Origin of the sequence: Burkholderia sp. Ac-20344 (assembly GCF_017104975.1) — a bacterium.
Classification (GTDB): domain Bacteria; phylum Pseudomonadota; class Gammaproteobacteria; order Burkholderiales; family Burkholderiaceae; genus Burkholderia.
Genome location: NZ_JAAGPP010000009.1, coordinates 53,459 through 66,147, shown reverse-complemented (window position 1 = coordinate 66,147; position 12,689 = coordinate 53,459). Strand labels below are relative to the sequence as shown.

Sequence of the window (12,689 nt, the reverse complement as noted above, 5' to 3'; positions counted from 1 at the left end):
ATGGAGACCTGCGGCGCACCGCGCGCCGCGGATGACAGCTTATGGCAACCGCTTTCTATACGCACCCCGACTGCATGCTGCACGAGATGGGGGAATGGCATCCGGAATGCCCGGCCCGCCTGTCGGCGATCCAGGATCAACTGATCGCGAGCCGCATCGACGACCTGATCGTGCACGAAACCGCGCCGTTCGCGAGCGAGGTGGCGCTGGGCCGGGTGCATACGCAGGCGCACATCGACTATATCCGGAGCATGACGCCGGTCGACGGCTACGTCGAGATCGATCCCGATACGCTGATGAACCGCGATACGTGGCGCGCGGCGCTGCGCGCGGCCGGTGCCGCGATCGCAGCGACCGACGCGGTGATCGAAGGCCGCTACGCGAATGCGTTCTGCGGCGTGCGTCCGCCCGGCCACCATGCGGAGCCCGCGCGCGCGATGGGTTTCTGCTTCTTCAACAACGTCGCGATCGCGGCGCGCCATGCGCTCGACGTACACGGTCTCGAGCGTGTCGCGATCATCGATTTCGACGTGCACCACGGCAACGGCACGGAGGCCGCATTCGCGAACGACGAGCGCGTGCTGATGTGCAGCTTCTTTCAGCATCCGCTGTATCCGTTCTCGGGCGTCGATCACCAGGCGCCGAACATGGTCAACCTGCCGATGCCCGCGCGCAGCAACGGGATGGCGATCCGCGAAGCCGTCGACATGTTCTGGCTGCCGCGCCTCGATGCGTTCAAGCCGCAGATGGTGTTCGTGTCGGCGGGTTTCGATGCGCATCGCGAGGACGACATCGGCAACCTCGGCCTCGTCGAAGCCGACTTCGAATGGCTGACCGCGCAGATCGTCGACGTGGCACGCCGCCATGCGCAGGGCCGCATCGTGAGCTGCCTCGAAGGCGGCTACAACCTGTCCGCGCTCGGGCGCAGCGTCGTCGCACACCTGCGCGTGCTGGCCGGCATCTGATTAACGATTGACCGGCCGGGCCGGGCGCGCTCAGCGCGCCGGCACGCGCGCGTGAATCCACGCGATCAGCGCGTCGATCACGCGATCGCGTTCGAGATCGTTCATCGTTTCGTGAAAGCCGCCTTCGTATAGCGTCAGCGTACGATCGGGCGAGCCGACGCGCGCCCCGAACGCCCGGCTGCCGTCGGGCTCGGTCAACTTGTCCTCGGTGCCGTGATAGACGAGTACCGGCACGCGGAGCCCACCGCGGCCGCTTTCGATGCGTGCCATCGCGTCGAGAATCTCCGCACCGGTGCGCGCGGGCACCGCGCCGTGATGCACGAGCGGATCGGCACGATTGGCCGCGACGATGGCCGGATCGCGCGACAGCAGCGCCGCATCGATCTTGATCGCGGGGAAGGTCGGCCAGACGCGGCTGATGACGCGGCTCACCGCGAGCATCCAGCGCGGCACGTCGCGCCCCGGGGCGAGCGCCGGGCTCGACAGCACGAGTCCCGTCAACGCATGGCCGCGTGCCGGCGCGCGTTCGATCGCGTACAGCGCCGCGACCGCGCCGCCCATGCTGTGCCCCATCAGGAACAGCGGCGAATTGCCGCGCGCGGCTTCGGCGACCAGTGCATCCGCATCGTTCAGGTAGCCGTCGAAGCGCTCGACCCAGGCACGCTTGCCGGGTGACTGGCCATGCCCGCGCAGATCGATCGCGAGCACGTCGATGCCGGCTGCATTCAACCGGCCGGCGAGCGCGGCATAGCGGCCCGCGTGTTCGGCAAGGCCGTGCACGAGCGCGATCGTCGCGCGCGGTGGCGCGGTGCCGTCGCCGGCCGGCCAGCGGTACGACGCCAGTTCGAGCCCGTCCGCGGTACGCAGCCGGCCCATGGTCGGCGCGGGCGACGGCGAAGGCGCCGTGCCGGCGGTGGCGGGTGCGGCGGCCGGCGTGGTGGTGGCGGTCATCAGGCGTGTCCCCGGTGGGTTGGCATGTGTGTTCCGGATCATAGTCGCGGCACGCTTGAGGCAGGCCAGCGGGGCCCCTCTAATTTCGTTTGGTTATGAAAAGATCGAAATCGATTATTAAGTGGAATGAGGGGTTTGCGGTAAAATCCGCGGCTATTCCAGATTCATAGGTGGCCGACTGGCGGGCCTGCTCGCCAGCCGGCCACCGTTTTGTTTACATGATCGAATTACGCAATCTTTCGCAGCGCTTCCCCGGGCCGGGTGGCTGGGTCGAGGCGCTGCACAACATCAACCTGACGATCCCGCAGGGCGAGGTGTTCGGCATCATCGGCCGAAGCGGCGCCGGCAAGAGCACGCTCGTGCGCACCATCAACCTGCTCACGCGGCCGACCGAAGGCAATGTCGTCGTCGGCGGGCGCGATCTCACGCTGCTGCCGGCTGGCGCACTGCGCGAGGCGCGTCGCGAGATCGGCATGATCTTCCAGCACTTCAACCTGCTGTCGTCGCGCACGGTGTTCGACAACGTCGCGCTGCCGCTCGAGCTGGCCGGCGCAAGCCGTGCCGACATCGAGGCTGCCGTGCTGCCGCTGCTCGACCTCGTCGGGCTGTCCGCGCAGAAGGATCGCTATCCGTCGCAGATCAGCGGCGGGCAGAAGCAGCGCGTCGGCATCGCACGCGCGCTCGCGAGCCAGCCGAAGGTGCTGCTGTCGGACGAAGCGACGTCGGCGCTCGATCCCGAGACCACGCGCTCGATCCTCGACCTGCTGAAGCGCATCAACCGCGAACTCGGCCTGACGATCGTACTGATCACGCACCAGATGGAAGTGATCAAGCAGGTGTGCGATCGCGTCGCGGTGCTCGATGCGGGGCGCGTGGTCGAGGAAGGCCGCGTGATCGACGTGTTCCTGCAGCCGCATCACGAAGTGACGCGCGCGCTGATCGGCGACGTGATCGCGCAGGAGTTGCCGCCCGCGATGAAGGCGCGCGTGGCAGAGCGGCTGAAGACGGGCCGTGGGCATCTGCTGCGGCTCGCGTTCACGGGCTCGGGGGTCGACCAGCCGATCCTGTCGGAGACGATCCGCCGGTACGAACTCGATTTCAACATCCTGCACGGCCAGATCGACGAGATCCAGGGGCAGGCATTCGGTTCGCTCGCGGTGCTCGCGGGCGGCGAGCCGGGCAAGGTCGGGCAGGCGCTCGCGTTCCTGCGCGAGCAAGGTGTGGTGGTAGAGGAGCTTTCGTATGTTGAGTGAGATGTTCGATATGTTCGTGCAGTCGTTCTGGGAGACGCTGATCATGGTCGGCATCTCCGGGGCGGTCGGCGCGCTCGTCGGCCTGCCGCTCGGCGTGCTGCTCTACCTGACCGACCGTCAGGGCGTGCTGCAGAATCTCGCCGTGAATCGTGTGCTCGGCGGCATCGTGAATGCTGTCCGCTCGACACCGTTCATCATCCTGCTGGTCGCGGTGATTCCGTTTACGCGGCTCATCACGGGTTCGTCGATCGGCACGGCCGCGGCGGTCGTGCCGCTGACGCTCGCGGCCGCGCCGTTCATCGCGCGTCTCGTCGAGACGGCGTTGCGCGAAGTCGACCGCGGGCTGATCGAGGCCGCGCAATCGATGGGCGCGACCACGTCGCAGATCGTCTTCAAGGTGCTGCTGCCCGAATCGCTGCCGGGCGTCGTCGCGGGCCTGACGATCACGTTCGTGTCGCTGGTCGGCTATTCGGCGATGGCGGGCGCGATCGGTGGCGGCGGTCTCGGCGATCTCGGGATCCGCTACGGCTACCAGCGCTATCTGCCCGAAGTGATGTGGACGGTGGTCGCGATCCTGATCGTGTTCGTGCAGATCGTGCAGTCGTTCGGCGACTGGCTCGTCCGCCGGTTGAGCCACAAGTAAAACAAGACCTATCTGTTAGGGGACACACGATGCAACGACGTTTCATGCTGAAATTCGCGGTCGCACTGGGCGCAGCCGCGCTGTTCGCGGGCGCACACGCACAGGCCGAAACCATCAAGGTGGGCGTGACGGGCGGGCCGCACGCCCAGATCATGGAAGCGGTGAAGAAGGTCGCGGCGAAGAGCGGCCTCGACATCCGCATCGTCGAATTCTCCGATTACGTGCAGCCGAACGCCGCGCTCGCGTCGGGCGACCTCGACGCGAACAGCTACCAGCACGATCCGTATCTGCAGGCGCAGGTGAAGGATCGCGGCTACAAGCTGATCAAGGTCGCGGATACCGTCACGTTCCCGATGGGCATCTATTCGAAGCGCGTGAAGTCGCTGGCCGATCTGAAGCCGGGCGCGCGCATCGCGGTCCCGAACGATCCGACCAACGGCGGCCGTGCGCTGCTGTTGCTGCAAAAGCAGGGCCTGCTGAAGCTGCGCGCGGACGCCGGGCTGAAGGCGACGCCGCTCGATATCGTCGACAATCCGCGCAAGCTGAAGATCGTCGAACTGGATGCGGCGCAGATTCCGCGCTCGCTCGGCGACGTCGACGCGGCCGCGATCAACACCAACTATGCGATGGAAGCGGGGTTGAAACCGAAACAGGACGCGATCGCGATCGAAGGGCCGAGCGGCCCGTACGCGAACATCCTCGCGATCCGCGAGGCGGACCGGAACAAGCCGTGGGTGGCGAAACTGGTCGCGGCCTATCATTCGGCCGATGTGAAGCAGTTCATCGAAGGCAAGTTCGGCGGCGCGGTCATTGCCGCCTGGTAACGGGCGAAGCACGGGGCGCCCGGCGAGATTAGAGTCGATGATCGAAAACCCGGGCTTTGCGTCCGGGTTTTTTCTCTTTTAAAATAGAACGACCGTTCGCTATCATTGGCGCGTCGCCAAGAAGCGGTATTCTCGACAACCACGAAGGTTGGGTCCGCTTGGCCGCGCAGTCATGAGGCCTCGCTATAGAATGGCCTCTGGTCGTATTCGTAACTTTGGAGCGTGTGCATGAAAATCCTGGTGCCAGTGAAAAGAGTGGTCGATTACAACGTGAAGGTCCGCGTGAAGTCGGACAACACGGGTGTCGACATCGCGAACGTGAAGATGTCGATGAACCCGTTCGACGAAATCGCGGTTGAAGAGGCCGTGCGCCTGAAGGAAGCGGGCGTGGCGACCGAAGTGATCGCGGTGTCGGTAGGCGTCGCGCAAGCGCAGGAAACGCTGCGTACGGCGCTGGCGATCGGTGCGGATCGCGCGATCCTCGTCGAATCGACCGACAGCGTCGAGCCGCTGGCCGTCGCAAAGATCCTGAAGGCGCTGGTCGACAAGGAACAGCCGCAACTGGTGATCCTCGGCAAGCAGGCCATCGACGACGATTCGAACCAGACGGGCCAGATGCTGGCTGCGCTGGCAGGCCTGCCGCAAGCGACGTTCGCATCGAAGGTGACGGTGGCCGACGGCCGTGCAACGGTCGCGCGTGAAGTCGACGGCGGGGCAGAAACGCTGTCGCTGACGCTGCCGGCGGTGGTGACGACCGACCTGCGCCTGAACGAGCCGCGCTACGTGACGCTGCCGAACATCATGAAGGCGAAGAAGAAGCCGCTGGAAACGGTGAAACCGGAAGACCTGGGCGTGGACGTCGCGCCGCGTCTGAAGACGCTGAAGGTGGTCGAGCCGCCGAAGCGCGCAGCCGGCGTGAAGGTGCCGGACGTGAAGACGCTGGTCGAGAAGCTGAAGACCGAAGCCAAGGTGCTGTAAGAGGGAGCGGAAAGAAATGACGATTCTGGTGATTGCAGAACACGACAACGCGTCGATCAAGGCCGCGACGTTGAACACGGTGGCGGCGGCGGCCGAGGTTGGCAAATTCGTCGGCGGCGACATTCACGTGCTGGTCGCGGGCCACAATGCGCAAGGCGCGGCCGACGCGGCAGCGAAGATCGCAGGCGTTTCGAAAGTGTTGCTGGCCGACGCGCCGCAACTCGAAGCAGGCCTCGCGGAAAACATCGAAGCGACCGCGCTGAACATTGCGAAGGACTACTCGCACATCCTCGCGCCGGCGACGGCCTACGGCAAGAACATCGCGCCGCGTATCGCCGCGAAGCTCGATGTTGCACAGATCTCGGACATCACGGCGGTCGATTCGGCCGACACGTTCGAGCGCCCGATCTACGCGGGCAACGCAATCGCGACGGTGCAGTCGAGCGACCCGATCAAGGTCATCACGGTGCGTGCGACGGGTTTCGATCCGGTAGCGGCCGAAGGTGGCAGCGCGTCGGTCGAGAAGATCGAAGCGGCGGCCGACGCAGGCAAGTCGCAGTTCGTGAGCCGTGAAGTGACGAAGCTGGACCGTCCGGAGCTCACCAGCGCGAAGATCATCGTGTCGGGTGGCCGCGGTCTGGGCAGCGGCGAGAACTACACGAAGGTGCTGGAGCCGCTGGCGGACAAGCTGTCGGCAGCACTCGGCGCGTCGCGCGCGGCAGTCGATGCGGGCTTCGTGCCGAACGACTACCAGGTCGGCCAGACCGGCAAGATCGTCGCACCGCAGCTGTACATCGCGGTCGGCATCTCGGGTGCGATCCAGCACCTGGCCGGCATGAAGGATTCGAAGGTGATCGTCGCGATCAACAAGGATCCGGAAGCGCCGATCTTCAGCGTGGCTGACTACGGCCTGGTGGGCGATCTGTTCGCGCTCGTGCCGGAACTCGTGGCTGAGCTCGGCTGACGCAGTGTGACGCTTCGGCGGTAAGCACACGAGAAGAGGGGCGCGACGAGCGCCCCTTTTTTTCGCCATCGACAGAAGCGAGACGAAGGGGACACACCTGAGCTATAACGCCCCCCTCAAGGACATGCTGTTCGTGCTGAAGGAACTCGCCGGCATCGACACCGTTGCGCAGTTGCCGGGCTTCGAGGATGCCGGTTACGACACGGCGCAGGCCGTGCTCGACGAGTCCGCGAAATTCTGCGGCGAGGTGCTGGCCCCGCTGAACGCCGAAGGCGACCGCAACCCGAGCAGCTGGTAGGACGGCGTCGTGACCGCCACGCCGGGCTTCGGCGAAGCCTTCCGCCAGTTCGTCGAAGGCGGCTGGCAGGGGCTGCAGCATCCGTCCGAATACGACAGCCAAGGGCTGCCGAAGCTGGTCGCGACGCCGTGCATCGAGATGCTGAGCGCATCGAACCTGTCGTTCGCGCTGTGTCCGCTGCTGACCGACGGCGCGATCGAGGCGCTGCTGACGGCTGGCACCGACGAGCAGAAGCAGCGCTAGGTGCCGAAGCGGATCTCGGGCGAATGGACCGGCACGATGAACCTGACTGGACGGCGCAGCGGCCGCATCGGTGAAGGCGCAGCTGGAGAAGGGCGCGAAGGCGCTGTCGTCGGTGGTCGATTACGTGGTGGCGAGCGTGAAGCAGGACCCGAACGCGGTGTTCGCGGGCAGCGTGCCGTACCTGAAGCTGGTGGGTGTGGTGCTGTGCGGGTGGCAGATGGGCCGCGCGCTGGTGGCAGCGCAGGCGAACCGCGCGAGCGATCCGGCGTTCTTCGACGCGAAGATCGCGATCGCGCAATGCTATGCGGAGCACGTGCTGGTGCAGGCGGGCGCGTTCGAAGCATCGATCGTCGGCACGAAGGGCAACGAGGGCGTGCTCGCGTTGACGGAAGCGCAGTTCTGACCGGCTGACGGTTCGAAGAAATGAAAAAGGCACCCGATCCTGAACTGCACCCCAAAAGTTGGACACCCGTCCAACCTTTGGGGCGCCTTTCTTTTTGATACCGGCCGGCCCGCATGGCTGCGGGCGGCGTCGGCCAATACGGCTTATGCGTATGCCGGGCGCGTCTGGCCGGCCACGTCCTTCAGGTAACGATGCACCGACAGGTCGTCGGCCTGGATCGCCGGCATCTTGCCCGAGATCAGGTCTGCGAGCAGCTGGCCCGAGCCGCACGACATCGTCCAGCCGAGCGTGCCGTGGCCGGTGTTCAGGAACAGGTTCGACACCGGCGTGCGGCCGACGATCGGCGTGCCGTCCGGTGTCATCGGGCGCAGGCCCGTCCAGAACGTTGCCTTCGACGTGTCGCCGCCGCCCGGGAACAGGTCGTTCACGCACATTTCGAGCGTTTCGCGGCGCGCGGCGCGCAGCTTCTTGTCGAAGCCGACGATTTCCGCCATGCCGCCGACGCGGATGCGCTGGTCGAAACGCGTGATCGCGATCTTGTAGGTCTCGTCGAGCACGGTCGACACGGGCGCGGCCGCTTCGTTGACGATCGGCGCGGTGATCGAATAGCCCTTCAGCGGATAGACGGGGATCTTCATCAGGTTCGAGATGAAGTGGGTCGAGTACGAGCCGAGCGCGACGACGTACGCGTCCGCACGCACCGTTTCGCTGCCGCACTGCACGCCGGCGATCTTGCCGCCCGCAATCGCGAGCGCATCGATCGGCGTGTTGTAGCGGAACTTCACGCCGAGCGATTCGGCGAGCGCGGCGAGGCGCGTCGTGAACAGCTGGCAATCGCCCGTTTCGTCACCCGGCAGGCGCAGGCCGCCCGTCAGCTTGTGCGAGACGGCAGCAAGCGCCGGTTCGGCGTTCTTCAGGTCGGCCGGCGACAGCAGTTCGAACGGCACGTTCGCTTCCCGCAGCACGGCGATGTCCTTCGCCGCGCCATCGAGTTGCTGCTGTGTGCGGAACAGCTGCAGCGTGCCGCCCGTGCGGCCTTCGTACTGGATGCCGGTATCGGCGCGCAGCGCCTGCAGGCAGTCGCGGCTGTATTCGGCGAGGCGGACCATGCGACCCTTGTTGACCGCATAGCGTTCGGCCGTGCAGTTGCGCAGCATCTGGTACATCCACTGGAGCTGGAAGCGCGTGCCGTCGAGGCGGATCGCGAGCGGCGCGTGCTTTTCGAACATCCACTTGACGGCCTTCAACGGCACGCCGGGTGCGGCCCACGGTGCGGCATAACCGGGGGAGATCTGGCCTGCGTTCGCGAAGCTCGTCTCGAGCGCCGGGCCGGCTTCCCGGTCGATCACCGTGACTTCATGACCGGCGCGCGCGAGGTAATACGCGCTTGCCACGCCGACCACACCGCTGCCCAGAATGACGACTCGCATAGCTGCTCCAGATGGAAGGGACCAGATCGAGGCCGGGCGCACATGCGGCTCCGTGTAACCTCTAGCTGATCTAGTTTTTTGCGCTATGGTATTGTCGAATGTGTAGGTTTTGTTATCGTATTTTTCAGGTTTTCAGCATAAACAAATGAGAACGCAACGTCAGCCCGTACGCTCGCTCGACAAGCTCGACCGGCGCATCCTGAAACTGCTCCAGGGCGACGGCCGGATGGCGATGAAAGACCTCGCGGAACAGGTCGGACTGACCGTCACGCCGTGTATCGAACGTGTGCGGCGCATGGAGCGGGATGGCGTGATCACCGGCTATCACGCGCGTGTCGATCCGCACCAGCTCGGTGCTGCGCTGCTGGTGTTCGTCGAGATCACGCTCGGCCACAAGGGCGGCAACATGTTCGAGCAATTCCGCCGGGAAGTGATGAAGATCGACGAGGTGCTCGAATGCCATCTGGTGTCCGGCGATTTCGACTACCTGATCAAGGCGCGGATCGGCGAGATGGCCGACTACCGGAAGCTGCTCGGCGACATCCTGTTGCAGTTGCCCGGCGCCGTGCAGTCGAAGAGCTATGTCGTGATGGAGGAAATCAAGGAGACGCTGACGATCGCGGTGGGCGACTGACGCGCTCACGGCTGGCCCCGTCGGGCCCATCATCCCGCCCTTGGCATGCTGCGCCCAATACTGTATAAATGTACAGTATTGGGCGCAGGCGAATGGGTGGGCACATGGACGATCGATCCGACAACGAATTTCCGATAGCGCCGCCCGCGCCCCGCAAGGGGCGCGGTGCGGTCGACAACTTGCAGGGGCGATACGAGATCGCGCAGCGCGAAGCGGTCGACGACGGCTGGACGCACGAGTCGGACGATGCCGATTTCCCCGCGCCGCTGCGCACGCAGGTGTTCGAGGAACGTGCGAAGAGCATCCTGACGCACAACCAGTCGCCCGACATTCCATTCAGCGTATCGCTCAATCCGTATCGCGGCTGCGAGCATGGCTGCATCTACTGCTTCGCTCGGCCGACGCACAGTTATCTCGGCCTGTCGCCGGGGCTCGATTTCGAAAGCCGCATCTATGCGAAGGTCAACGCGGCCGAACTGCTCGAGCGCGAGATTTCGCGCAAGCGCTACGTGCCGGAGCCGATCGCGCTAGGCGTCAACACCGACGCCTACCAGCCGGTCGAGCGCGACCTGCGCATCACGCGCAGCGTGATCCAGGTGATGCACGATCGCGGGTTGCCGTTCGCCGCGATCACGAAGTCGTCGCTGATCGAGCGCGATCTCGACCTGCTCGCGCCGATGGCCGAACGTGGGCAGGTAATGGCGGCGGTCACGATCACGACGCTCGATGCCGATCTTGCGCGCACGCTCGAGCCGCGCGCGGCGACGCCGGCGCGACGGTTGCGTACGATTCGTGCGCTGAGCGAGGCGGGCGTGCCGGTCGGGGTGAGCATTGCCCCGATGATTCCGTTCGTCACCGAGCCCGACATGGAGCGCGTGCTCGAGGCGTGCGCGGAAGCCGGCGCGACACACGCGAGCTACATCATCCTGAGGCTGCCGTGGGAAGTCGCGCCGCTGTTCAAGAACTGGCTTGCCGCGCATTTTCCCGACCGCGCGGAGCGCGTGATGAACCGGGTGCGCGACATGCGCGGCGGGAAAGACTACGACTCGGATTTCTCGAAACGGATGAAGGGCGAGGGGATTTGGGCCGACCTGCTGCGGCAGCGTTTCCGCCAGGCCGTCAAGCGGCTCGGGCTGAACGAGCGCACGAACGGAATTCTCGATCTGTCGCAGTTTCGCGGTGCGCCGGCCGCCTCGGCGCCGGCGCCGCGCGTCGCTGTTCGTGCAGCCGGCACACGGTCGACGCAGTCGCGCGACGACCTGCAATTGAACCTGTTCTGAGCGACGCGCCAGGCCGGCGCGGGGTGCCGGGGCGTCGTGTTCGTTACGCTTACTGCGAAATCTGCTTGGCCGCTTCGACCTGCGACTCGAAATACGTCTGGAACGACAGCGCGAGGGCGGTCATCAGCAGGAACGCGCCGATCAGCAGCGAGAAGATCACCACGAAGATCACGGTCCAGCCCGACTGGCTGTGCTTGCCCGTCTCTGCGTTGAATTGCGCGTCCCATTTTTCGTCGGGACGCAGCCCGTAGACGAGCGCGGCGAGGAACGCCGCCAGCAGCGAGATTGCGCCGGGTACCGCGAGCCACCAGCCGAGGCCGGCGCTGCGCTGGGTCGCGGCGAGCAAGAGGAAGCCCGGGATGCCGACGATCGTCGCGAGCAGGTGCGCCCAGCCGTATACGTCGCGAAAGCCATACAGATAGAAGCGGTGCGCGCCGATCGATCCGAACAGGAACGCGAGGGCGGCGGTGAGCGTCTTGGAGCGAAAGCGGCGGGACGGTGCGGTGCTGCTGGACATGGATGGCGGTGTATTGTCGTTGGCATGGACGGCCGGCGGGCCGGCGCGGGCGCTCGGCCCGGCACGCATTCTACGATGCCCGGTCGGGCCCGGTCACCCTTGTGTTGCGTCAAGGTGCCGCATAGGTCACGCGGTAGATTGCGCCCGCGTAGTCGTCGCTGACGAGCAGCGAGCCGTCCGGCAGCGGCAGCACGTCGGCAGGGCGCCCCCATACCGTGCCGTCGGGCCGCAGCCAGCCCGTGACGAACGGGGTCTGGTGTGCCTGGCTGCCATCCGCCGAGACCACAATGCGCATCACGCGGTAGCCGACCTTCGTACTGCGGTTCCACGAGCCGTGTTCGGCGATGAACACGTTATTGCGATACGACGCCGGAAACATCGGCCCCGTATAGAAGCGCATACCGAGTGCCGCGACGTGCGCACCGAGTTTCAGTACAGGCGGCACATAGCGGCGGCATACGTTGGCGCTGCCGAATTCGGGGTCGGGCGTGTCGCCGCCATGGCAGTATGGGAAGCCGAAGTCGAGGCCGGCGCGCGGGGCGCGGCTCAGCTTGTCGTCGGGTGCGTCGTCGCCCATCATGTCGCGCCCGTTGTCGGTAAACCACAGCTCGCCCGAATCGGGGTGCCACGCGAAGCCGACCGTATTGCGTACGCCGCGGGCGACAACCTCGCTTCCGCTGCCGTCCGCGTTCATGCGCGCGATGATCGCGTAGCGGCTGCGATCGGCGAGGCAGACGTTGCAAGGTGCACCGGTCGGCACGTACAGCTTGCCGTCGGGGCCGAACGCGATGAATTTCCAGCCGTGATGGTGTTCGGTCGGCAGCGCGTCGGTAACGATGGCGGGTGCGGGCGGCGTGGCGAGCCGGTCGTCGATATGATCGAGGCGCAGGATGCGCGATACGGCGGATATATAGAGTGTGCCGCCACGGTAGGCGACGCCGACGGGCATATCGAGCCGGGACGCGATCACGTAGTGCGCGCTGATCCGGCCCTCATGGATTACGAACGCATGCACGCGGCCTTCCCGCGTGCCGACATACAGGATGCCGCGCGGCGACCACGCCATTTCGCGCGCGGTCGGTACCGTGTCGGTCAGCACTTCGACGTGGAAGCTCGGCGGCACGACGAGTTCGCCCACCGGCAACGGCGCGGCAAACGCCAGTGCGGACGCGAGGCAGGCAAGGCCGGCAAGCAGCGCCGTGAAACGGTGCTGAGCACGGCGCGTCGAGGCGGCGCGTAGGGGCGGCATGACGGTGTGGAACGACCCGGACACGACGATTGTATGCCCGGCGGATAGGCCGCCCGC

At 65.9% G+C, this 12,689-nt stretch carries 12 protein-coding genes and 1 pseudogene; 9 read left to right on the top strand and 4 right to left on the bottom strand.

Translation table 11 applies throughout. The features are described from left to right. The first annotated feature begins 41 nt into the window (after positions 1 to 41). The gene (locus tag G3N64_RS04870) at positions 42 to 965 is read left to right on the top strand and encodes a histone deacetylase family protein (protein WP_205782637.1); all 924 of its coding nucleotides are present in this window, start codon (positions 42 to 44) and stop codon (positions 963 to 965) included. Between the two features lie 30 nt (positions 966 to 995). On the opposite strand, the gene G3N64_RS04865 is transcribed toward G3N64_RS04870, so the two are convergent. Further along, entirely contained in the window at positions 996 to 1,916 is a 921-nt protein-coding gene (locus G3N64_RS04865; protein ID WP_205782636.1) for an alpha/beta hydrolase, read from the bottom strand. A 218-nt stretch (positions 1,917 to 2,134) separates the two neighbouring features. On the opposite strand from G3N64_RS04865, the gene G3N64_RS04860 reads away from it, so the two are divergent. The 6 genes and pseudogenes from G3N64_RS04860 to G3N64_RS04835 all read left to right on the top strand — a co-directional run bounded on the left by G3N64_RS04860 (position 2,135) and on the right by G3N64_RS04835 (position 7,522). Then, positions 2,135 to 3,169, top strand: a complete 1,035-nt coding sequence (locus G3N64_RS04860; protein ID WP_205782635.1) for a methionine ABC transporter ATP-binding protein — start codon at positions 2,135 to 2,137, stop codon at positions 3,167 to 3,169. After that, complete coding sequence (locus tag G3N64_RS04855; RefSeq protein WP_059529774.1) at positions 3,159 to 3,812, top strand: methionine ABC transporter permease; 654 nt, start codon at positions 3,159 to 3,161, stop codon at positions 3,810 to 3,812. Before G3N64_RS04860 ends, G3N64_RS04855 begins: the two co-directional genes overlap by 11 nt. Before the next feature lie 29 nt (positions 3,813 to 3,841). After that, positions 3,842 to 4,636 (top strand): MetQ/NlpA family ABC transporter substrate-binding protein, encoded by a 795-nt coding sequence (locus G3N64_RS04850; RefSeq protein ID WP_205782634.1) that lies wholly within the window; start codon positions 3,842 to 3,844, stop codon positions 4,634 to 4,636. Between the two features lie 228 nt (positions 4,637 to 4,864). Next, positions 4,865 to 5,614 carry an electron transfer flavoprotein subunit beta/FixA family protein gene (locus G3N64_RS04845; protein WP_205782633.1) on the top strand — a complete coding sequence of 250 codons (750 nt, stop codon included), beginning with the start codon at positions 4,865 to 4,867 and terminating at the stop codon, positions 5,612 to 5,614. Positions 5,615 to 5,630: 16 nt separating this feature from the next. Next, a complete protein-coding gene (locus G3N64_RS04840; protein WP_205782632.1) occupies positions 5,631 to 6,578 on the top strand; it encodes an FAD-binding protein in 948 nt (315 codons plus the stop codon). A 97-nt stretch (positions 6,579 to 6,675) separates the two neighbouring features. Next, positions 6,676 to 7,522, top strand: a pseudogene (locus tag G3N64_RS04835) (acyl-CoA dehydrogenase C-terminal domain-containing protein). 143 nt (positions 7,523 to 7,665) lie between these two features. Here G3N64_RS04835 and G3N64_RS04830 read toward each other — a convergent pair. Beyond that, positions 7,666 to 8,952, bottom strand: coding sequence for a D-amino acid dehydrogenase (locus G3N64_RS04830; RefSeq protein ID WP_205782631.1), 1,287 nt, complete (start codon positions 8,950 to 8,952; stop codon positions 7,666 to 7,668). Positions 8,953 to 9,097: 145 nt separating this feature from the next. Between G3N64_RS04830 and G3N64_RS04825 the strand changes: the two genes are divergently transcribed. Next, the gene (locus G3N64_RS04825; protein ID WP_205782630.1) at positions 9,098 to 9,586 is read left to right on the top strand and encodes an Lrp/AsnC ligand binding domain-containing protein; all 489 of its coding nucleotides are present in this window, start codon (positions 9,098 to 9,100) and stop codon (positions 9,584 to 9,586) included. 92 nt (positions 9,587 to 9,678) lie between these two features. Then, positions 9,679 to 10,866: a PA0069 family radical SAM protein gene (locus G3N64_RS04820; RefSeq protein WP_205782629.1), complete on the top strand. Its 1,188-nt coding sequence runs from the start codon at positions 9,679 to 9,681 to the stop codon at positions 10,864 to 10,866. 49 nt (positions 10,867 to 10,915) lie between these two features. On the opposite strand, the gene G3N64_RS04815 is transcribed toward G3N64_RS04820, so the two are convergent. Further along, positions 10,916 to 11,383, bottom strand: a complete 468-nt coding sequence (locus tag G3N64_RS04815) for a TM2 domain-containing protein (protein ID WP_205782628.1) — start codon at positions 11,381 to 11,383, stop codon at positions 10,916 to 10,918. Positions 11,384 to 11,492: 109 nt separating this feature from the next. After that, positions 11,493 to 12,632 carry a PQQ-dependent sugar dehydrogenase gene (locus G3N64_RS04810; protein WP_205782627.1) on the bottom strand — a complete coding sequence of 380 codons (1,140 nt, stop codon included), beginning with the start codon at positions 12,630 to 12,632 and terminating at the stop codon, positions 11,493 to 11,495. Between the last annotated feature and the right edge of the window lie 57 nt (positions 12,633 to 12,689).

Coding starts and splice junctions, on each gene's coding strand:
- G3N64_RS04825 (WP_205782630.1), top strand. CDS start 9,098: ATGAGAACGCAACGTCAGCCCGTACGCTCGCTCGACAAGCTCGACCGG.
- G3N64_RS04810 (WP_205782627.1), bottom strand. CDS start 12,632: ATGCCGCCCCTACGCGCCGCCTCGACGCGCCGTGCTCAGCACCGTTTC.
- G3N64_RS04850 (WP_205782634.1), top strand. CDS start 3,842: ATGCAACGACGTTTCATGCTGAAATTCGCGGTCGCACTGGGCGCAGCC.
- G3N64_RS04815 (WP_205782628.1), bottom strand. CDS start 11,383: ATGTCCAGCAGCACCGCACCGTCCCGCCGCTTTCGCTCCAAGACGCTC.
- G3N64_RS04860 (WP_205782635.1), top strand. CDS start 2,135: ATGATCGAATTACGCAATCTTTCGCAGCGCTTCCCCGGGCCGGGTGGC.
- G3N64_RS04845 (WP_205782633.1), top strand. CDS start 4,865: ATGAAAATCCTGGTGCCAGTGAAAAGAGTGGTCGATTACAACGTGAAG.
- G3N64_RS04870 (WP_205782637.1), top strand. CDS start 42: ATGGCAACCGCTTTCTATACGCACCCCGACTGCATGCTGCACGAGATG.
- G3N64_RS04865 (WP_205782636.1), bottom strand. CDS start 1,916: ATGACCGCCACCACCACGCCGGCCGCCGCACCCGCCACCGCCGGCACG.
- G3N64_RS04820 (WP_205782629.1), top strand. CDS start 9,679: ATGGGTGGGCACATGGACGATCGATCCGACAACGAATTTCCGATAGCG.
- G3N64_RS04840 (WP_205782632.1), top strand. CDS start 5,631: ATGACGATTCTGGTGATTGCAGAACACGACAACGCGTCGATCAAGGCC.
- G3N64_RS04855 (WP_059529774.1), top strand. CDS start 3,159: ATGTTGAGTGAGATGTTCGATATGTTCGTGCAGTCGTTCTGGGAGACG.
- G3N64_RS04830 (WP_205782631.1), bottom strand. CDS start 8,952: ATGCGAGTCGTCATTCTGGGCAGCGGTGTGGTCGGCGTGGCAAGCGCG.